The organism is Rhodococcus sp. BH4 (assembly GCF_002079265.1).
GTDB classification, from domain to species: Bacteria; Actinomycetota; Actinomycetes; order Mycobacteriales; family Mycobacteriaceae; genus Rhodococcus_F; species Rhodococcus_F qingshengii.
The window spans coordinates 1-20,807 of the sequence record NZ_CP014941.1 but is presented as its reverse complement, the minus strand read 5'-3'; the positions used below and the strand labels follow the sequence as shown (position 1 = coordinate 20,807).

Annotated in this window: 14 protein-coding genes and 2 tRNA genes; all 16 read right to left on the bottom strand. The window is 62.3% G+C overall.

What is annotated here, in order from left to right; genetic code table 11:
* Nucleotides 1-6 precede the first annotated feature (6 nt).
* Nucleotides 7-1,284 carry a lipase family protein gene (locus A0W34_RS00085; protein ID WP_081557151.1) on the bottom strand — a complete coding sequence of 426 codons (1,278 nt, stop codon included), beginning with the start codon at nucleotides 1,282-1,284 and terminating at the stop codon, nucleotides 7-9.
* Nucleotides 1,285-1,411: 127 nt separating this feature from the next.
* Entirely contained in the window at nucleotides 1,412-3,076 is a 1,665-nt protein-coding gene (locus A0W34_RS00080) for an alpha/beta hydrolase (RefSeq protein WP_007729186.1), read from the bottom strand.
* A 62-nt stretch (nucleotides 3,077-3,138) separates the two neighbouring features.
* Nucleotides 3,139-4,248: a baeRF11 domain-containing protein gene (locus A0W34_RS00075; protein WP_030536714.1), complete on the bottom strand. Its 1,110-nt coding sequence runs from the start codon at nucleotides 4,246-4,248 to the stop codon at nucleotides 3,139-3,141.
* Between the two features lie 263 nt (nucleotides 4,249-4,511).
* Nucleotides 4,512-4,584 (bottom strand) — tRNA-Ala (locus A0W34_RS00065).
* 176 nt (nucleotides 4,585-4,760) lie between these two features.
* Nucleotides 4,761-4,834: transfer RNA gene (locus tag A0W34_RS00060), tRNA-Ile, on the bottom strand.
* A gap of 75 nt (nucleotides 4,835-4,909) precedes the next feature.
* A complete protein-coding gene (locus A0W34_RS00055) occupies nucleotides 4,910-6,319 on the bottom strand; it encodes a DUF3566 domain-containing protein (RefSeq protein ID WP_081557149.1) in 1,410 nt (469 codons plus the stop codon).
* On the bottom strand, nucleotides 6,319-8,850 hold the full coding sequence (gyrA, locus tag A0W34_RS00050) for a DNA gyrase subunit A (RefSeq protein ID WP_030536716.1): 2,532 nt from the start codon (nucleotides 8,848-8,850) through the stop codon (nucleotides 6,319-6,321). Before gyrA ends, A0W34_RS00055 begins: the two co-directional genes overlap by 1 nt.
* An 86-nt stretch (nucleotides 8,851-8,936) precedes the next feature.
* The gene (gyrB, locus tag A0W34_RS00045; RefSeq protein WP_003942515.1) at nucleotides 8,937-10,973 is read right to left on the bottom strand and encodes a DNA topoisomerase (ATP-hydrolyzing) subunit B; all 2,037 of its coding nucleotides are present in this window, start codon (nucleotides 10,971-10,973) and stop codon (nucleotides 8,937-8,939) included.
* Nucleotides 10,974-11,170: 197 nt separating this feature from the next.
* Nucleotides 11,171-12,094: an alpha/beta fold hydrolase gene (locus tag A0W34_RS00040; RefSeq protein ID WP_007729179.1), complete on the bottom strand. Its 924-nt coding sequence runs from the start codon at nucleotides 12,092-12,094 to the stop codon at nucleotides 11,171-11,173.
* Between the two features lie 28 nt (nucleotides 12,095-12,122).
* Entirely contained in the window at nucleotides 12,123-13,244 is a 1,122-nt protein-coding gene (locus tag A0W34_RS00035; protein ID WP_081558730.1) for a PDR/VanB family oxidoreductase, read from the bottom strand.
* Complete coding sequence (locus A0W34_RS00030) at nucleotides 13,244-14,155, bottom strand: metal-dependent hydrolase (RefSeq protein ID WP_007729174.1); 912 nt, start codon at nucleotides 14,153-14,155, stop codon at nucleotides 13,244-13,246. Before A0W34_RS00030 ends, A0W34_RS00035 begins: the two co-directional genes overlap by 1 nt.
* A gap of 124 nt (nucleotides 14,156-14,279) precedes the next feature.
* Nucleotides 14,280-14,825, bottom strand: coding sequence for a DUF721 family protein (locus A0W34_RS00025; protein ID WP_003942471.1), 546 nt, complete (start codon nucleotides 14,823-14,825; stop codon nucleotides 14,280-14,282).
* The gene (gene recF / locus A0W34_RS00020) at nucleotides 14,818-16,047 is read right to left on the bottom strand and encodes a DNA replication/repair protein RecF (RefSeq protein WP_054828073.1); all 1,230 of its coding nucleotides are present in this window, start codon (nucleotides 16,045-16,047) and stop codon (nucleotides 14,818-14,820) included. Before recF ends, A0W34_RS00025 begins: the two co-directional genes overlap by 8 nt.
* Nucleotides 16,048-16,956 (bottom strand): phosphogluconate dehydrogenase (NAD(+)-dependent, decarboxylating), encoded by a 909-nt coding sequence (gene gnd / locus A0W34_RS00015; RefSeq protein WP_042920749.1) that lies wholly within the window; start codon nucleotides 16,954-16,956, stop codon nucleotides 16,048-16,050.
* Between the two features lie 44 nt (nucleotides 16,957-17,000).
* Nucleotides 17,001-18,185, bottom strand: coding sequence for a DNA polymerase III subunit beta (gene dnaN / locus A0W34_RS00010; RefSeq protein WP_007729165.1), 1,185 nt, complete (start codon nucleotides 18,183-18,185; stop codon nucleotides 17,001-17,003).
* A gap of 584 nt (nucleotides 18,186-18,769) precedes the next feature.
* Nucleotides 18,770-20,332, bottom strand: coding sequence for a chromosomal replication initiator protein DnaA (gene dnaA, locus A0W34_RS00005; protein WP_003942491.1), 1,563 nt, complete (start codon nucleotides 20,330-20,332; stop codon nucleotides 18,770-18,772).
* Nucleotides 20,333-20,807 lie beyond the last annotated feature (475 nt).

Sequence of the window (20,807 nt, the reverse complement as noted above, 5' to 3'; positions counted from 1 at the left end):
TCACGTTCAGCAGTTGGACGGTGCCGGGACGTTGTTGAAGCGATCGATCATGTATCCGATGGATTCGGGGGTACCCACCAGGTACGGCGTCGCGTGATTGATTGCCAGTCCCGGAATGATCGGGGGCAGTTCGTTGACGGAGAACTGCACCGTCGCGCCCTTGCCGCACCAGTCTCGCGCCAGTTGCTGCCCCTGGCCGAACGGAACGATGTCGTCGGAGCGGCCATGCTGAATGAGCACGGGCGACTCCGGCGTCAGCTTGCCGATCTTCTGCTCGTCGAGGATTGCCTGCGCCATGGGTAGACGCGCCAGAACCGAGGAGAGTGATTCACCGGAATTGGTGAAGCTCGACGACTGCTGGAAGCCGAACTGCAATCCACTTTCGGCGACGCACTGGTTCTTGGTGGCGGCCAACATCTGTCGGCCGCGATCGTTGATCTCGGCGTCGAGCAGCGGCTGAACCTCGGGGTACTGGGCAAGGATCCCGTTGAGCGCGTAGCCGATCACTCCGGTGAGGAACGTGCCGTCGACCTGCTGCAGCGTCGCCGCCAGATCGGCGGGCGGAGCGCCTGCATACGTGCCCTTGAGATCAAGCTCAGGAGCATACGACGGCTTCAATTCCGTTGCGGCAGCGGCAGCTCCACCACCTTGCGAGTAACCCCACAGTCCGACGGGGCCGTCGGCGGGAATGCTCGTGTTCGGGAGTTGCTGAGCGGCTCGCACCGAGTCCAGAACGGCGTGCGCTTCGGCTTCACGGTTGACGTAGGTGTGATCGCCCGGAGTTCCGAGGCCCTCGTAATCGGTGACAACGACGGCAATGCCGTTGAGCAGCAACGTGTTCACCCAGATGGACTCGTAGCCGACCATGACGTCCGTCGGGAACTGGTACTCGATACCGGTGTTAAACAGCTTGGACGGTGCGCATTGATCGCCCTGCCCATGCGTTCCTACCGCTGCGGCAACCAGTGGACGCGCCCCCTGCCCGGTCCACGGGTTCGACGGTTCGAGATAGGTGCCCGTCACGGCAACGGGGGCGCCCTTGGCGTCCTCGCTTCGGTACATGATCTTGGTGGCGGTTGCCGGCCACGCACCGTTCGATCCGGGCACGCTCAGCAGCAGTGGTGACGGCTCACTCTTGATGAGATCTCCGTTGTCACCTGCCGGAAGCTCGACCGGCGGCGTGTAGAAATCCGCCGGCTCCGCCGTTGCGGCAGGGGCCGTCACAGCACCCATGACCAGTGCCGCGACGGAGACCCCGGCCGCCCACCATGCTCTGCTCTTCACGTTTCGATCTCCCCACGTTCGCTTGCGCTGTGGCTTGGCACACAGCGAACGCAGAGTAACACATACCTCACGTAACACTTTTTCGTGAGGTTTTCGCCTTAACAGGCTGAAATACAACCGTTTACGACTACTTCGTGGGCTCCAGATTGGTGGTCAGCAGCGCACGAAGCTTGTCGGTATCAGCCGAGGTCCAGGCCTCGGGGTGCAGGATCTTGGCCCACATGTCCGCTGCATCCTCGCCGTAATTGTGACCGTGCCCGGACGGGACGTCAGCCGAGAAGACCATGTCGAGGGTTACCTGCCAGAAGGTCACGAGAGGAACCCATGTCATTCCCGGATCCACGTCGCGACCCAGCGGTTCTTTGAGCCAATCCGGCTTGTTGAGCAGCAGGTCGAAGGACCACCACGTGATCGGGTCGCTGGCGTGCTGCCAGTACACGATGCGATCGTCGTCCCAGTCCGACTTCAGCTCCAGATCTTCCGGATCACCGGCAAACCGAATTGCCTGGCCACCGTCGATCACCGGCAGAATCTCCGGTGAGCCCGAGTCACGACTGTCCGTGATTTCCTGCCACTGAGCAGTGAAGTTGGGGGTTCCGACCCACAGTGCGCCGTCGACGCGCGTCATCATGTCCTGGGCGCCGGCGAATGCGGCCTGGCCACCGTAGGAGCCGAGGCTCTCACCGAAGACAACCAGTTCGGGTCGCGTCTCAACGGGCAAGTCGATCCACTTGGCGTACACCGCGTTGAACAGCGCGCGGCCGGCGATCATCGGCGTCTCACGGTCGGCGATGAAGGCCAACGGACTCGGAAGGAACGAGTACTGCATCGACGCGATCGCCGTGTCCCCGCCCTCGACGTACTCGAACGCCGACGCGACGTCCTCGTTCACCCAACCGCGACCGGTGGTCGTGACAACTGCGAGAGTTCCGCGGTCGAATCCGCCGGTGCGCTCCAACTCGTCGACGACCCTCTGTGCGACACCGTTGATCGAGTCCGAGGATTCACGTCCGGCATACACCCGGATCGGTTGCTTCGCTTCACGTCCGGTCAATGCAGAGATCTCGGCTGCAGTGGGACCGCTACCCATGAAGGTGCGCCCCTCCTGACCGAGAGAATCCCAAGCCTCGGCGGACATCGGCGAACCGCTCCGCTCTGCAATCATGGGCTGTTCGATGCCGTCCGGTGTTTCGTGATCCGCACCGGAGAAACTCCAGTTCGCGAAGGCGATCAGCCCGTTGTACAGCGCACCGTTCACGATGAAGATGCCGAGGGCGAAGATGACGATCAAGCTGCCGACCTTCGCCGCCTCGAGGGGAACGAACCGTAGTGCGACGGCGGTGAGCTTGTTGGTGGTGAACCGAAGACCACGGCCTGCCTCGAGCAGGATGAACCAGATTCCGAGCGAAATCATCAGCACCAGAAGATAATTCGCTTGATTGGTGCGTGGAGCTTCCACGAGATCGCGAACGATCTGCTGCCACCACGAACCGAGGACCAAGAACGTCGGCACCAGAATGACGGCCGCGACCAACAGGATTCGCCAGCCGATCTTCTTGGTGCGATCCGACCACTGCGGTTCGACGCCGCACTTGCGGATCATCCAGGCAACCGTCACGCCGACGCCGTATCCCATGGCGAGCGAGATGCCCGTCGCAACGCCCTGCAGGTACCACGCGCGCGGCAACAGGGACGGACTCATCGACCAGGTGAAGAAGACCAGAGCAAAGGCAAGCCCGACCGGGTGCAGCGTCTTGCAATAGAGGCGCAGCCGTTCCCACACACGTTTCATGCCGGAATCGTATGCGCCCCGTGCCCGAATCAGGTCACGAGGCGCACACGCGTCCAGTCTGTTTACGGGGCGAAGCGCAAAATCGCGGCAACTGCGCCGCCGCCCGGAATGTCCTCCGCGCGAACAGCGAGCACCCGCGCACCCGTCAGGAGCGCACGACGAGCGATCTCGTCGACGACCCCGTAGGTGCTTCCGTTAGTCGACTCACCGGTCGTGAGAGCGCCCGTCTGGGGATCGAGACTTCCGGGTACGACGGAATCTATGTCGATGAAAACGGTGTCGACCTGTCCGTACGTCGCGGCTGTTGCCACGTCGGCGACGTCCGTCTGAGTGCGTCCCTGTTCCGTGCGCACATTGAAGGTGTCCCGCACCGCCGCCAGCTGCTCGGCATGGAAGTCGTCGAGCGCCGGACGCGAACCGTCCGCCACTTCCTGCGTCGACAAGGCTTCCGGGTTTCCCTCGACGGTTTTGTCGACCAGGTGGCGGTACGAATTCACGGAGCGATACACCGACGCGATGGGTTCCGCAGCGGCCAGAATCAAGGGGACGTCACGGCCGGCGAGCACACCGCGGACCTCGTGATCGACTGCGCGGGCGTACTGATTGACGCGCAACTTTCGGCTGTCCGACCCCGACAACCGACCCGCTTCGGTACGGCTGTTGATTGACGACTTGCCCGCGTGATCCGCAGCGTTCTTCGGCATTCCCTGAACACGGACCTCGTCGGCCGGCTGATCGGCAGCGATCTCGATCAGTCGCACCGAACCCTCTGCCAGAGCGAGAACAAACGCCGTCTGGGGGAACGTCACCGAACGGAGCAGTGGCTTGAGATGAAACCGATCGCTGACCGTTTCGAGCGCCTGCAGACGGTTGGGGAGGCGGAAGGTCACCAGACGCTCCGGCGTCGCGTACGTGACCAATGAGCGCGACTGGAAGCGCCAGAAATCGTCGTCGTCGTCGAGTTCTGCGTATTCGGCCTCGAACTGCTTGCGCTCGGCCGGATCCTCCACCGATGCGAGTGCCGAGCGGACCTGGTCCTTGAAGGCTATGCGCGCTTTGTCGTAATCCTGCGGCGCATCTTCAGTCGGAGTAACGATGGTGATGCAGGTGGGCCCCTCCACCTCCGCGAGTGCGGCAATTTCACCATGGCTGGGAATGTCGTTGTGAAGCACTACGAACCTCCTGAAATTGGGTTCTCCTCAAACTACGCCCGGCTGGTTATGACCACTAGACTTTCCGGAGAATTCGGGACGAACGGTCCATAGTGGGCGCGGTTCTGGCCACCCCACTCCGAGCGAACGGCATGTTCATCGCCTTCAGTGCGCCGAAAGTGCCGTTCGCTCAAAAGCGGGAGGGCCACGAGTCGGGCACCGGCTGGTCGGACATCGGCATACAAAAACACCCTCCCGGGATCCGGGAGGGTGTTTTCTTACTGTGGAGCCTAGGAGATTCGAACTCCTGACATCTGCCTTGCAAAGGCAGCGCTCTACCAACTGAGCTAAGGCCCCGTTCGGTTTTCTGACCGGAGTCAGAGTACCTAGGTTCTATCCTGTTTCCAAATCGTGCCAAACCTTGTCTCCGCGCTGACTTTTGATCAGCTTGGTGACCCCGAGAGCTACCAGAATTCCGGCCCCGACAAGCAGGAAAACCTTCATTCCAGCAACCCTTCTTCGGCACATGGGAGTGGGCCTAGGAGGACTTGAACCTCCGACCTCTTCATTATCAGTAAAGCGCTCTAACCACCTGAGCTATAGGCCCCTGAACCGATTCCAAAGATTACCCCACCGGGCCGCTGACACCAAAACGGGCCCGGCGGAGCAATGTTTTCGCAGGTCAGTCGCGGTCGGCGAGAGTTACCTCGACGCCGCCAACCAGGTCGCTGCAGAGGTTGTAGATGAACGATCCGATCGTGACGAGTGCCGTGAAAAGCACCATGTTCGCGATACCGATCAGTGCGGCGTAGCCGAACACCTGGCCGGCCGTCACCAGACCGTCGGAGCCGCCATCGGCAACGATGTCGGTGAACGCGTTGTTCAGGCGATCCCAGACGCCCATGCCGTCGAGAACGACGTAGAGCAGTCCGACGGCCACCATCCACACGAAGAACAGCGACACCGAGATCACGGATGTGATCTTGAGCGTGGACCACGGGTCGATACGACGGATCTGGACCGTTGCGCGCAGTGGCGCACCGTCCACGACCGAAGCCGATACGGCGTGAGTTTTCTCACCCTTCACCGCAGCAGGCAACGGATGCTTGGCCTCGGAGAGGTCAGGCATGTCCTTCGGTAGATCCTTGCGATCGATGTGCCGAGTCGGCCCGTCGATCGCGGCGGCTTTTGCTTTCGGATTAGCGACCGTGGGATTGGCGACTGTGGCGTTTGCAGCCTTGGGATTTGCAGCCTTGGGATTTGCGCCCGAGGGTGCAACAGCCTTGGCTGCTGCCGCGCCGGCGACGCCACCGGAAGCTGCGGCAGCCGCCGTTCCTGTCACGACGGGACGTGCCGACGGGTTGCCGGCAGGACGACCCGTCGGTGCACCGGCAGCGGGGCGACCCGATTGCGGCTGTCCCTTCGGCGCACCACCCTGCGCGGGGTTTTTGGCCGGACCACCCTGCACCGGACCACCCTGCGCCGGGCCGGCCGCTGCAGGACGCTGCGGACCCGCAGGCGGCTTACCCCCGGCAGGAGCTGCCGGACGACCCGCAGGAGCACCAGCGCCGGCTGGGCGCGTGATGTTGGTCTGCGGCAGACTTTGCGGCGCCTGACTTTGCGGTGGCTGAGTCTTCGACGCCGGGGCTTTGGACGCCGGGTTCTGAGCAGCCGGGTTCTGAGCTGGCTGCCCCTGCGGCTGACCCGACGGCTGGGGTCCGCGTTGCCACGGCGGCGCCTGGCTGCCACGAGCCTGATTGGCAACCGGTTGCGGCGGAGCCTGACCGTCACCCTTTGCCGGAGTTACCGGCGCAGCCGGAGCCACTGAAGGAGCGGAAGGAGCTTGACCCTTGGCCGCACCCGCGGCGTCGGAAGCCCCACCTGCCGGCTTCTGAGCCGACGGGCCGCGAGGCGGCTCCGGTGCCTTGGGCGCCGGAGCTGCCTCGGAAGCTTTGGGTCCGCCGTCCGCTGGAGCTGCAGGTTTCGAGGTCTGCGGCCCCGCCGGAGCAGTTGCCTGCTCCGGCTTCGGTGGCGTCGAACCTGAAGTGCTTTCGCTCTTCTGGTCACTGCCCGGCTGGTTGGGAGTGCTCACTAGGACTCCTTAGCTCCATCGGCATTGTCTGCGTTGTCGGTGGTCTCTGCAGCGAGCTCTTCGGGCTCGTCGGCGTTGCGCGCAATCGCGAGCAGTGTGTCGCCTTCGCCGAGGTTCATCAGACGCACGCCCTTGGTCTGGCGTCCCGCCTTACGAACCTGCTTGGCAGCCGTCCTGATGACGCCGCCGCCCGAGGTGATCGCGTACAGCTCGTCGTCGTCGTCGACGATGAGCGCACCGACCAGAGTGCCACGTTTCTTGTCGTACTGAATCGTGAGCACGCCCTTGCCGCCGCGACCCTGCACCGGGTAGTCCTCCATGCCGGTTCGCTTGGAGTAACCGCCCGACGTGGCGACCAGGAGGAATGTTCCTTCACGAACGACGTTGAGCGAGAGCAGCTCGTCGTCACCGTTGAAACGCATGCCCTGGACACCGGAAGTGGCGCGGCCCATCGGACGCAGTGCCTCGTCGGTGGCCGAGAAGCGGATCGACTGGCCCTGTGCCGAGACGAGAAGGAGGTCGTCTTCGGCGGAGCAGAGGACAGCGCCGACCAGTTCGTCTTCACCGCGCAGGTTGATGGCGACGATGCCACCGCTGCGGTTGGAGTCGAAGTCGGTGAGCTTGGACTTCTTGACCAGACCGTTGCGAGTGGCGAGCACCAGGTAGGGCGCGTCTTCGTACGTCTTGATCTGGATGACGGACTGAATGCGCTCGTCCGGCTGGAAGGCCAGCAGGTTGGCAACGTGCTGACCGCGAGCGGTACGGCTCGCCTCGGGCAGTTCGTAAGCCTTGGCGCGGTAGACGCGGCCCTTCGTGGTGAAGAACAGCAGCCAGTCGTGCGTCGACGTGACGAAGAAGTGCGAGACGATGTCGTCCTGCTTGAGGCCGGCACCCTGAACACCCTTGCCGCCGCGCTTCTGCGAGCGGTACAGGTCGGTCTTGGTGCGCTTGGCGTAACCGGTCTCGGTGATCGTGACGACGACGTCTTCGCGGGCGATCAGATCCTCGTCGTTGACGTCTCCGTCGGCGGCGATGATGCGGGTACGACGGTCGTCGCCGTACTTGTCGACGATTTCCTTGAGCTCGTCACGAACGATCGCGCGCTGACGCTCCGGGCGAGCCAGAATGTCTTCGAGGTCCGCGATTTCGAGTTCGATCTCGGCCAATTCGTCGACGATCTTCTGACGCTCGAGGGCGGCCAGACGACGCAGCTGCATGCCGAGGATGGCGTCGGCCTGGATCTCGTCGACGTCGAGGAGTTCCATCAATCCCGCGCGAGCGATGTCGACGGTCTGCGACGCACGGATCAAGGCGATGACCTCGTCCAGAGCGTCGAGCGCCTTGACCAGACCGCGCAGGATGTGGGCGCGCTCCTGTGCCTTGCGAAGCAGGTACCTGGTACGACGAACGATGACCTCGAGCTGATGCGCCGTGTACAGACGGATCATCTGGTCGAGGCGCAGCGTGCGCGGCACTCCGTCGACGATGGAGAGCATGTTGCAGCCGAAGCTGGTCTGCAGCTGGGTGTGCTTGTAAAGGTTGTTCAGCACGACCTTGGCAACGGCGTCACGCTTGACGGTGACGACGATGCGCATGCCGACGCGGTCCGAGGACTCGTCGTGGATGTCGGAGATGCCACCGATCTTGGCGTCACGAACCTGCTCCGCGATGGAGGTGATCAGGTTGTCCGGGTTGACCTGGTAGGGCAGCTCGGTGATGACGATCGTGGTGCGGCCCTTGGCATCTTCTTCGATCTCGACGACGCCGCGCATACGGACGGAGCCACGGCCGGTGGTGTAGGCGTCCTGGATGCCCTGTCCACCGACGATGAGCCCGTGCGTCGGGAAGTCGGGTCCCTTGATGCGCTCCATGACGGCCGCGAGGGTGGCTTCCTCGTCCGCCTCGAAGTTCTCGAGCGCCCAGTAGATGGCCTCGGCAACTTCACGCAGGTTGTGCGGCGGAATGTTGGTGGCCATACCGACGGCGATGCCGTTGGAACCGTTGATCAGAAGGTTCGGGATTCGGCTGGGCAGAACCGTCGGTTCCTGCGTCTTGCCGTCGTAGTTCGGGGTGAAATCGACTGTCTCGTGGTCGATTTCGCGCAGCATTTCCATCGCGAGCGGCGTGAGCCTGCACTCGGTGTAACGCATGGCGGCTGCGCCGTCGTTGCCGCGGGATCCGAAGTTTCCCTGACCGTCGACGAGCGGGTAACGCAGCGACCACGGCTGGGCCATACGGACCAACGTGTCGTAGATCGAGGAGTCGCCGTGGGGGTGGTAGTTACCCATGGTCTCGGCGACCGGTCGGGCAGACTTCACGTATCCGCGGTCGGGGCGATATCCGTTGTCGTACATCGCGTAGAGCACGCGGCGGTGCACCGGCTTGAGTCCGTCGCGGACATCCGGCAGAGCGCGACCGACGATGACGCTCATGGCGTAGTCGATGTAGCTGTTCTGCATTTCCTGCTGGATGTCGACCGGTTCGATCCGGTCGTGTTGCGGACCGTCCGGTGGCAACGTGGTGTCGGTCATGAGCTCACTTTCTTAAAAGAGGGGGCAAGCCCCTGTGCGCGGAAAAGGAGTCCGGGGACTCCTCAACCGCTCACAGGGCCGCAGGCCTACACGTCGAGGAAACGAACGTCCCGGGCATTGCGGGTGATGAAGCTGCGTCGTGCTTCGACGTCTTCGCCCATCAGCACGCTGAACAGCTCGTCGGCAGCAGCCGCGTCGTCGAGCGTGACGAGACGCAGAACGCGCACCGTCGGGTCCATCGTGGTTTCCCACAGCTCCTTGGCGTTCATCTCGCCGAGGCCTTTGTAGCGCTGGATGCCGTCGTCCTTGTTGATCTTCTTGCCGGACTCGAGGCCGGCCTTGACCATCGCGTCGCGCTCGCGGTCGGAGTACGCGAATTCCGGCTGCGCACCCTTCTGCCACTTGAGCTTGTACAGCGGCGGCTGCGCGAGGTAGACCTTGCCGTGCTCGACGAGCGGCCGCATGAAGCGGAACAGCAGCGTGAGCAGCAGCGTTGCGATGTGCTGACCGTCGACGTCGGCGTCGGCCATGAGCACGATCTTGTGATAGCGCAGCTTGGCGATGTCGAACTCGTCGTGGATGCCCGTGCCGAACGCGGTGATGATCGACTGGACTTCGGTGTTCTTGAGGACGCGATCGATACGCGCCTTCTCGACGTTGATGATCTTTCCGCGGAGCGGGAGGATCGCCTGGTACATCGAGTCTCGGCCGGACTTGGCCGAGCCGCCTGCGGAGTCGCCCTCCACGATGTAGATCTCGGACTTCTCTGGATCGTTGGAGCGGCAATCGGCGAGCTTGCCTGGCAGGCCACCGAGGTCGGTCGCACTCTTACGACGGACCAGCTCACGCGCCTTACGTGCGGCGACGCGGGCCTGCGCCGACGAAACAGCCTTGTTCACAATGGTTTTCGCGTCGGCGGGGTTCGCCTCGAACCAGTGCGCGAGGTGCTCGTTGCACGCCTTCTGCACGAAGGACTTGACCTCGGTATTGCCGAGCTTGGTCTTGGTCTGACCCTCGAACTGGGGTTCACCGACCTTCACCGAGATGATGGCCGCGAGTCCTTCACGGATGTCGTCACCGGTGAGCTTGGGATCTTTGTCCTTGAGCAGCTTCTTTTCGAGCGCGTACTTGTTGACCGTTGCGGTCAGTGCGGCGCGGAAGCCCTCTTCGTGGGTACCACCCTCGTGGGTGTTGATGGTGTTGGCGAAGGTGTGCACGGACTCCGAGTATCCGGAGTTCCACTGCATTGCGACCTCGAGCTCGTGGCCGGTGCCCTTGGCGGTGAATCCGACGACCGAGTTGTGGATCGGGGTCTTGCTCTTGTTGATGTGCCGGACGTAGTCCTCGAGTCCACCGGGGTAGTGGTAGATACGGGTCTTGGACTTACGCGGCGCTGCCTGAGCAGCTTCTTCGGCTTCTTCGGCAGCAGACTTGGGAGCCTCGGCCACCTCGGCAGCTTCGTCGTCGATGACCTCGGCGCGCTCGTCGGTCAGCGTGATGGTCAGGCCCTTGTTGAGGAAGGCCATTTCCTGCAGACGACGCGCAACGGTCTCGAAGTTGTAGCGGGTGGTCTCGAAGATCTCGGGATCGGCCCAGAAACTGACGGTGGTGCCGGTCTCCTTCGTCGGGTCGCCCTGTACGAGCTCTCCCGGCTTGGAATCGGTGTACGTCTGCTGCCACCGGTAGCCGTCGACCTTGATGTCGACGTCGAGCCGGGTGGAAAGCGCGTTGACCACCGAGATACCGACGCCGTGCAGACCACCGGAGACGGCGTAGGAGTCGGAGTCGAACTTGCCGCCGGCGTGCAGCTGGGTCAGCACGACCTCGACGGTGGGGACTCCGGAGGCGTGCATGCCGACCGGGATGCCACGGCCGTCGTCGATGACGCGGATTCCGCCGTCTTCGAGGAGGGTGACCTCGACCTTGGTGGCGTGTCCGGCCATCGCCTCGTCGACCGAGTTGTCGACGACCTCCCAAATGAGGTGGTGCAGACCGCGTTCACCGGTGGAACCGATGTACATGCCTGGACGCTTACGTACCGCCTCGAGTCCTTCGAGGACGGTGATGGACGACGCGTTGTAGTCCTTGCTGGAAGTGCTTGTATCTGACTTCTGGGCAGCCACGGGTGGGTAGCTCTCCTTCTCCGTCAATACTCGAGCGCAGCCGTCAGCAAGCCCTTGCGGGTGTCGTCGGAGCGGGTTCGAGAATGTTGCCGCTAGTTACCGTTGACCATCTTACTGGTAAGCACCGACTAGAAGCGGCCAATGACACCCCTGGCTGCGCCGCAGACGAATTTTTACGATCCCCGGAAGGTGAAACGCTAGGAACTTTGCTTCTCCGAGCGACGCTCTCTCAGGCTCGCGATAAATGCCCGCGCATGTTCGGCAACCTCACCCGGATGTGAAAACGGCGACCAGTGTCCCGCGGCAATTTCACGTCGCTGCAGGTCGGAGACCCATTTTTCGGTGTCTTCGTATCCCACCGGACGAACGGCTTTGTCGTACTTGTTCAGAATGAGCTGAACAGGCACGTCCGTGTACCGATCCCGCGGCTTGCCGAGCGACGGCCGGATGTTCGCGCGATAAAGCTTGAGTCCGTTCACCATGTCGTCGGCGATGGTGGGCGCGGTGTTGACCACACGGGGGTCCAGACCGTCGAAGAAGCCCAGAAATGCCGGCCAGTGCTTGGAGAACCACAGACGCAACGGAAGGGTGCACAGCCCGGGAATCTGGAACAGAACGGTGTAGGCCGACGCAATTCCCTGCGCCGCCGGGCCGAGGAAACGACGCTTGGACGCGCTCGCCCGGATCCACTTACCGAGATGATCGAGATTCGGACCCGAGATGGATGAGAACGACGCGATCTTCTCTTCGGCACCCGGCTCGCAGACCGCTTCCCACGTTTCGACGGATCCCCAGTCGTGCGCGAGGACGTGCACCGGCTTGCCCGGGCTGACCGCGTCGATGACGGCAAAAAGATCGCCGGCCAGTGCGCTCAGTTGGTAGTCCTGCACCCTTGAGGGGATCGTGCTCTCACCGGCCCCGCGGCTGTCGTAGCTGACGACGCGGAAGTCGTCTGCCAGCAAAGGCACGATGCGGTTCCACAATTCATGGGTGTCGGGCCAACCATGCACCAGGACGATGGTCTCGCCGTCTGCCTTGCCCTGCTCGAACACAGCCAGGCTGACGGAACCGTTGGTCACGCGACGCGCGGTCACGGCATGGACAGGAGAGTGCTTCGACATTGTCGAACCCTTCGGAGTCGGGAAATATCTAGAGATCGAGAACGAGACGTCCACTGTCGGAACGGGATACGCAGATGAGCATCTCCGTTTCCTGTTCGGTGTCGGTCAGACGCCTTTCGCGGTGATCGGGTTTACCCGCGAGCACCTTCACACGACAGGTTCCGCAGAAACCCTGCTGACACGAGTACCCGACACCGGGCAATGTCTTCTTGATGACGTCGAGCGCGGACTCGTCGGCGGGCACGGTGAGCACCTGTCCCGAATTGACAAGCTGCACTTCGAATTCCTTGCCGTCGATCACCGGCGGAGCCCCGAACCGCTCGAAATGCAAAGCGGTGGAGGGTGTATCGCGGAAACCGCGGCGGACGGCATCGAGCATCGGCGTCGGGCCACAGCAGTACACGGCGCCGCCGACCGGCGCTCGTCCGAGAAGGTCTGTGGTGGTGGGCAATCCGAACTCGTCGTCCGGGCGCACGAAGACACGCTCGGGATCCCAGGTTGCGATCTCGTCGAGGAACGGCATGGATTCACGGGAGCGGCCCGAGTACACGAAGTACCAGTCCATCCCCAATTCTCTTGCCGCACGGACCATTGCGATGATCGGCGTGATACCGATGCCGCCGGCGACGAACAACGCGCTGCCTTCTCCGACAAACGGGAAGCCGTTGCGTGGTCCGCGTACCGTGACGTGCTCACCGGGCTGGAGAGCGTGCATCTCGATGGAACCGCCACCGCCGTCGGGGATCCGGCGCACCGCGACGCTGTATCCCGTGCGATCGGCCGGGTCACCGCACAGCGAATACTGACGCCGCAGACCCGAAGGTAGATGGAAGTCCAGGTGCGAACCCGGATGCCACGGCGGAATCGGTGAGCCGTCGGCGGATTCGAAGCGCAGGCGAACGACGTTCTCGTCGGTTGCCACCACCTCACGTGTGCTGACCACCATGTTCATGGCCGTGTCGGGGTTGTGGCCCGCGATCGCGGGGTTGTAGTCGTAGGCCGTCAACACCCGAAGGTACTTGTCCGCCAACAACTCCGTGATGCGCATGGCGCGGTCGGGACGGTTCTTGCCGGACAGATCGGGTGGCGCCGGAAACCGCGGCAACCCGTCGTGCCCGGAGATGACGTCCTTGACCCTCGAGAGTGAAATCACCGTGCGGCCGCCTGGGCTGCGGGTGACGACGCGAGGTATTGCACCGCCTGGGCGGTCGAGCCCTCGTTACTGGGGTGATAGGACTTGCTGAAGTAGGTCGACATCCGCTTGACCAGCTCGAACGACGTGGGAACTGTGCCGCGCTTACCGGCCGCGATGAAATCGGACAGGTGGGGGCGTCGACGGCTGGGAGCCTGAGCGGCAAGCTCGGGATCGTTGCGCATCAAGAACCGGGTACCACGAATCCACAGCCACACGATTGCGGGCGTGACGAGGATCTGGGTACGGATCCGGCGGGTCTCACGCTTGTCGAAGTAGCGCATCACGTCGTACGCGACGGCGCGGTGTTCGACTTCTTCGGCGCCGTGCCAGCGAAGGAGATCAAGCATGGTCGGGTGCATGCCGGCTTTGTCCAGTCCCTTGGCGTTGAGCACCCAGTCGCCGAGAAAAGCCGTGATGTGTTCGATGGCCGCGATGATCGCCAAGCGCTCCACCAGGTGATTCTCGGCACGCAGACCCGTCATCGGACGCGGTCCGAGCAGCTTCGAGAATGCCCACTCCATCTGCTGGGTGTACGGCGTCGGATCGAGGCCGTTTTCCTTGAGATGGACCAGGACACCCGAGTGCGCGTTGGAGTGCATCGCCTCTTGGCCGATGAATCCGACGACGTCTTCACGGAGTTTCTCGTCCTCGATCAGAGGAAGAGCTTCCTTGAAGGTCTCGACAAACCATTCCTCACCGGCGGGGAGGAGAAGGTGAAGCACGTTGAGAACGTGTGTGCTGAACGGATCGCCCGGAATCCAGTGCATGGGCAGATCGGACCAGTCGAACTCGACATTGCGAGCCTGCAACAGGATGTGATCCGGCTCGGCGAACGACGAAGCGGGTGTCGATATCTTCTGCGACATCTAGCTACTCCTTCATGCCTGCCGATCGGTGGGGAACGACAGCCTTGTGACACAGTTCACTCACTAGCGAGTTTTAACTGTAACACGAAGTAATAGGTAGAACCAGGGCCTGGTTGAGTTTTCCTCAGCCGTACGTATCGCGAGGTCCGCGGCCTTTCACATGCCTTTCTCCCTTGCGCCAGCTAGGCGCACTCGGACCGGTGATCCGCAGTGTCTTCACGACGCCGTCACCGACGGCAGCAGCGATCTTGGCCAGAATCTGGGACTGCATCATGCGCAACTGGGTAGCCCACGCCGTCGACTCGGCGGAGATGCTGAGAACACCTTCTTTCAGAGAGATCGGCTCGGCGTGCGCGGAGATGTCTTCTCCGACGACCTGCGGCCACCGACCGAGGACCGTGCCCTCGGACACCTTGGGGGACCACCCACGCGATTTGGAGATAGCGCTGGTGAGAGCGCCGAACGGCTGAGGGTCCCGCGCATCCGGGCCGGGGCCGGACCAACCGCTGCGTCGACGCGGTCGGCCACTTCCGTATTTGGGCGACGATCGCCCCTGCCCGACGGCCTTGCCGTTGGCCTTTGCCGTCGCGCGTGCCTCCTCGAGGGCACGGCGCGCCAGATCGATCCCTTTGAGCTCGGGCTCCGGAGCCGCGCTGCTGTCTTCAGTCATCGAACTCGACCTCCTGATCTGTCGAGCCTACGGGCACTATCCGGGATATCCGACCGTCTCCGGTATCGGAGGCTTCGACGCCGAACTTGGCCGCCTCGAGTTCGTCCGGTACGTCCTCGGGAACAGCAGCTGTGATCAGTACCTGTTCTGCGGTGGCGGCAACGGTGGCGAGCGCACGACGGCGACGACGGTCCAATTCCGCGAAGACATCGTCGAGCATCAGGACCGGGTCGCTGCCGTCCGCGCGCAACAGAGCAAAACCTGCCAGTCTCAGCGAAAGCGCAAAAGACCACGATTCACCATGGCTGGCAAAACCTTTCGCCGGACTGTCGCCGAGAATCAGCTCCAGGTCGTCCCGATGCGGACCGACCAGACACACTCCGCGATCGATTTCCTTCGACCTCATCTGCGCCAACTCGAGATGGAATCTCTCCTCGAGGTATGCAACGTCGTCGATACCGGAAATCCTTGCAGGATCGGTGAATTCGGGATCCAACGAGGACCCCAGACTGCTCTTGTATCGAATCGACGCCGGCCGGGATTCGGGTGCGATGGAACGATACGACTCCGCCAGATGCGGCGCCAGATCATGGACCAACTCGAGGCGCCCGGCCAACAATTGTGCGCCGTGAGCAGCCAGATGCCCGTCCCACACCTCGAGGGTGGAGAGGACGTTGTCGGACTCGCCACCTCGAGAACCGCGACGCAAAGCCGCACCGGCAGTTTTGAGTAGCGCCGAACGCTGGCGCAGCACCTTGTCGTAATCTGCACGGACAGCAGCCATTCGGGGAATCCGGGACGTCAACAACTCGTCGAGATAGCGTCGACGATCACCAGGATCACCGCGAACCAACGACAGGTCTTCCGGCGCGAACATCACCGACTGTAGAATCCCCAGCACTTCACGCGGACGACGCGTCGGAGACTGATTTATCCTGGCACGGTTGGACTTTCCCTCGATCAGTTCGACATCGATGGTCAGTTCGCGCCCGTTGTTGACCACCGTTGCACCGGCAAAGGCACTGGCGGAACCACTGCGGATCATCGGTGCATCCGTGGACACTCGATGTGACGACAGCGTCGACAGATACCCGAGCGACTCGAGGACGTTCGTTTTACCGTGCCCGTTCGAACCGAGGAAGACGGTTGTCCCCGGCGTGAGGTCAAGCGTCAGCGAATCCCAGGATCGGAAGTCACGCAGCGAAAATCTACGAACGAACACTTAGCTTCCAGAAGCCGAATTCTTGGGCGAAGCGCTCTTGACCGCGTGACCACCGAACTGATTGCGCAAGGCCGACACCGCCTTCATGGCCGGTGAATCATCCTGTCGTGAAGCAAATCTCGCGAACAGAGCAGCGGAGATGACGGGAGCGGGGACCGCGTGCTTGATGGCTTCCTCGACCGTCCAGCGGCCCTCACCGGAATCCTCGGTATAGCCCGTGATCTGCGCAAGCTCTGGATCTTCCTCGAGGGCGTCGACAAGCAGATCGAGCAACCACGAACGTACGACGGTTCCCTTCGACCAAGCTCGGAGCACGCCCGGAACGTCCGCGATCAGGCTTTCCGCCTCGAGGAGCTCGTACCCCTCGGCATACGCCTGCATCAGGCCGTATTCGATGCCGTTGTGCACCATCTTCGCGTAATGACCAGCACCGACGGGGCCGGCGTGGACAAAACCGTCTGCAGCGTCGCCGTCGGGGCGAAGGGCGTCGAAGATCGGCATTGCCTTTGCCACGTCGGGCTCGGATCCGCCCACCATCAGGCCGTATCCGTTCTCACGGCCCCAGATGCCACCGGAGACACCGCAGTCGAGGAAACCGATCCCACGGGCGCCCAGAAGCTCGGCATGGACAGCATCGTCGGTGTAACGCGAGTTCCCACCGTCGATGACCAGATCGCCACCCTCGAGGGCATCCGCCAGCTCGGCAATGGTGCTCTGGGTGATGTCACCGGCCGGAACCATCACCCAGACGACTCGAGGTCCCTCGAGGGAAGCAGCGAGTTCGGCAAGTGACCCGACATCGGTGACTTCCGGTCGAGGGTCGTATCCGATCACCTCGAGGCCATGCGCGCGCAAGCGCTCACGCATGTTGAAGCCCATCTTGCCGAGACCTACGAGTCCGATCTTCATACTGTTCTCCCTGGTCAGGCGCGAACTGAAGTGCGGGGTTCCACTCAGCCCGGAAGGCGAACCGGCATCAGCAGGTACGTGTACTCGCTCGAGGGCGCAGCGAAGTTACCGGACTCGTCTGCCGTGGGCTCTTCCTCGGCCGCGGGGCGAAGAACAGCCGGACGGCTGGGAGTGGTGAAACCGAACAGAACGTTTTCGCTGTGAAGCGAGTTCAACCCGTCGATCAGGTAACCGGGGTTGAACGCAATGGTGAGTGCTTCGCCCTGGAACGACGCGTTGAGCGTCTCTTCCGCGCGGCCGGCGTCGTCGCCACCCGCAGAGAGGAGCAGGCCGTCAGCGGAGAACTGCATGCGAACCTGTGCGCCACGCTCGGCGACGAGTGCTACACGCTTGATGGCTTCGATGAGAGGCGTGACCTCGACCGTTGCCATCGCGGTGTGCTGAGCAGGCAGCAACTGACGGAACTTCGGGAACTCGGCGTCGAGGAGGCGCGTCGTGGTGCGGCGTCCGTCGTTGACGATGCCGAGGAGTCCGTCGTTTCCGATGGTCGTACCGGAGCCGAGAGCCAACTCGACCGGCGAATTTGCATTGCCGGCAAGCGTTTTCGCGGACTCGGACAAAGTCTTGGCCGGGATGAGAACAGCAGCCTGGACGTCGGGATTGGCCGGAGTCCACTCGAGTTCACGTACGGCGAGACGGAAGCGGTCGGTAGCGGCGAGGACGATCGAATTCTGTTCGATCTCGACACGGATACCCGTGAGCATCGGAAGGGTGTCGTCCTTGCCGGCTGCAACAGCTACCTGGCTGATGGCTTCGGAGAACAGGTCGACGGGAATGGACCCGGACTGCTGCGGAAGCGTCGGAAGCTGGGGGTAGTCCTCGACCGGCATCGTGGGCAGGGAGAACTTGGCGCTTCCGCACGAGATGAGCACGCGAGTGCCCTCGAGGGTCACATCGACCGGCTTGTTGGGAAGCGACTTGGTGATATCTGCGAGGAGGCGACCGGAGACGAGTGCCTGACCTGCAGTTGTGACATCTGCCGAGACGCGGACCTGCGCGGATACCTCGTAGTCGAACCCGGAAACGGTGAGGCCGGCTTCGGTTGCGTCGAGAAGAACTCCGCCGAGAACCGGCACGGGTGGCCTCGAGGGCAGGCTACGAGCAACCCACGCTACTGAATCAGCGAACTCTTCCCGGGAAACGCGAAACTTCAGGCTTCCAAGCTCCATCGCCGGGTTATTCCTCTCGGTAGGCATGTTCGTCTGCTGCGGATCTGCATCAGCTCACTTGAAGTCTGACACAGACCAAGCGATGCCCACCGTATGCCCTCGAGGGCGCAAGTGGAAAGCCGAAGCCGCGGCGAGCGCAGCCTGAGGCGAGGTTCTCAACAGGAGTTGTCCCCAGAACTATTTTCAAAGAGCTTTTCCTAGGAAATTCTCAGTAGTAGTAATAAGTCCTGTGCAATCTGTGGAGCAACGGTTGTCGACGCTGGTAGGTCCCCTCGAGGGCCTGTGCACTTCTCGAGGACAGACTCGAGGACCAATCGACCCCCTCTGTGCACTCTCTGAAAGTTTTCGGATTCCTCCTCGAGAACTCCACAGACTTTCGGAGTTATCAACACACTTATCCACAGATGTGAATACTTTTCACAAGAAACGAAGAGTTTGTTCTCATCGGCGTGTCTGACTCCGGCGTGTCGTCCCTCGAGGTGGACAACCGCCCTCGAGGGGACCGCACGTGGAACCCTTCGAATACACCGATGCCGCTCGAGGGAACCTCTGCCTCGAGCGGCATCGATCGAAATAAGTGCAGGTCAACGCTTGGAGCGCTGCTTGATCCTTGCGGTCAACTCCTGAACCTGGTCGTACACCTTGCGGCGTTCCGTCATTTCCTTACGGATCTTCTTGTCGGCGTACATGACCGTCGTGTGGTCACGGCCGAACGTCTGACCGATCTTCGGCAAGGACAAATCAGTGAGCTCACGGCACAAATACATCGAGATCTGGCGGGCCTGAGCGAGTGGCCGGGCCTTACCCGGCCCACACAGGTCGTCGATCGACATGTTGAAGTATTCGGCCGTCACCGCCATGATCGTCGCCGCGTTGATCTCGAGGCTCGACGAATCGGGCATCAGATCGCGCAGGACCACCTCGGCCAACGTCAGATCCAACGGCTGGCGGTTGAGCGAGGCAAAAGCGGTGACGCGGATCAACGCGCCCTCGAGTTCACGAATGTTGCGCTCGATACGGCTGGCGATCAACTCGAGGACGTCGTGCGGGACCTCGAGGCGATCCATCCTCGCCTTCTTGCTCAGAATCGCGATACGCGTCTCGAGCTCAGGCGGCTGAACGTCGGTGATCAGGCCCCATTCGAAGCGCGTCCGCAGACGCTCCTCGAGGGTTGCCAACTGTTTGGGCGGACGGTCCGAGGAAACGACGATCTGCTTGTTCGCGTTGTGCAAGGTGTTGAAGGTATGGAAGAACTCCTCCTGAATACCTTCCTTGCCTTCGATGAACTGGATGTCGTCGACCAGCAGGACATCCGTTTCCCGGTAGCGACGCTTGAACGCGACCTTGCGGTCGTCACGAAGACTGTTGATGAAGTCGTTGGTGAATTCTTCGGTCGAGACGTACTTGACCCGCATGCCGGGGAACAGTCGCTGTGCGTAGTGGCCGGCCGCATGAAGAAGGTGCGTCTTGCCCAGGCCCGAAGCTCCCCAGATGAACAAGGGGTTGTACGCACGCGCCGGCGCCTCCGCGATCGCGACGGCAGCGGCATGAGCGAATCGGTTGGACGATCCGATCACAAAAGTGTCGAAGGTGTACTTCGCATTGAGGCTGTTGGCGCCGGACCCCGAAGCAGAAGGAGTAGCGGGCGGCTTCGTGAAGTACGACGGCCACGATTCGTGAACGCTCGCGAGTGCTTCGCGGTCGTCGTCGACTTCTTCGGTCTCGGCAGTCTCGGAGTCCGAAGGTTCGCCGTCGCCTTCGGTGAATCTGCGCCGACGGTATGCGCCCGATGAGTTGACCGACTCGAACTGACGGCTGCCCGTGCGCTCCTCGACCGGTTCGGCGGGTGCGTCGGCATCGTCTTCGAGTGCAATGCGGACACCGAGTCCCTCGACCTGGCCGCCGAGGTGGCGCCCGAGTGCCTGCAGGATCGGCTCGCGTAGATCGCGCTCGATCGTCTCTTGAGCAAATGGCGATGGAACCGAGAGGAGTGCAAAACCCTGAGCAAGTGTGAGAGGCCTCACCAGACGGACAAATGCCTTCTGCTTGCTGCTCAAAGCCGGAAGATTACTTCCGGGGTCATCACTCGTGAGTTCTGCAACCACGTCGACCCAGACCCGTGCGAGCGCGTTGGGATCGTCGTTCACGTGGTTCCTTCCCGTGTTTCGCCGACAGTGGGTGTGCTGCAGCTGCCGAGCGTATGGCTGCGGCGTCGAATGATTCGGTGGATTACCACCCGGGGTGAGAACCCCGTAACAGGCTACGAATATGCCACCTGGGCTGTGTTTCCACACAATTATCCACAGATGTGGACAAACCTGCACTGAGTCGGTTTTTTCGTCAACCAAATTCGTCAAAGTGATCGAGAAATTGATCTACCTGCAACTTTGTCGGAACTCGAGGCGTTCGCCACTTGGTGTCGGGGATGCGTCAACACTCACAGCCCTGTGGATGAATGTGGAAACTCGGGATTCGGGGTCGCGTCCGGCGCTCGTGCCCGTATGTGCTGATGAGGCCTTGTCGAGAGCATGCGCCGGTGGAACTGTCCGGGTTGCCTTCGGGTCACCTGCAGTCCATAGCGGAACTGTTGCCAAGGTCACACTTGCCGCCTCGCTCGAGGTC

Coding starts and splice junctions, on each gene's coding strand:
- A0W34_RS00080 (WP_007729186.1), bottom strand. CDS start 3,076: ATGAAACGTGTGTGGGAACGGCTGCGCCTCTATTGCAAGACGCTGCAC.
- gyrA (WP_030536716.1), bottom strand. CDS start 8,850: ATGACCGACACCACGTTGCCACCGGACGGTCCGCAACACGACCGGATC.
- A0W34_RS00040 (WP_007729179.1), bottom strand. CDS start 12,094: ATGTCGAAGCACTCTCCTGTCCATGCCGTGACCGCGCGTCGCGTGACC.
- A0W34_RS00030 (WP_007729174.1), bottom strand. CDS start 14,155: ATGTCGCAGAAGATATCGACACCCGCTTCGTCGTTCGCCGAGCCGGAT.
- A0W34_RS00025 (WP_003942471.1), bottom strand. CDS start 14,825: ATGACTGAAGACAGCAGCGCGGCTCCGGAGCCCGAGCTCAAAGGGATC.
- gnd (WP_042920749.1), bottom strand. CDS start 16,956: ATGAAGATCGGACTCGTAGGTCTCGGCAAGATGGGCTTCAACATGCGT.
- dnaN (WP_007729165.1), bottom strand. CDS start 18,185: ATGGAGCTTGGAAGCCTGAAGTTTCGCGTTTCCCGGGAAGAGTTCGCT.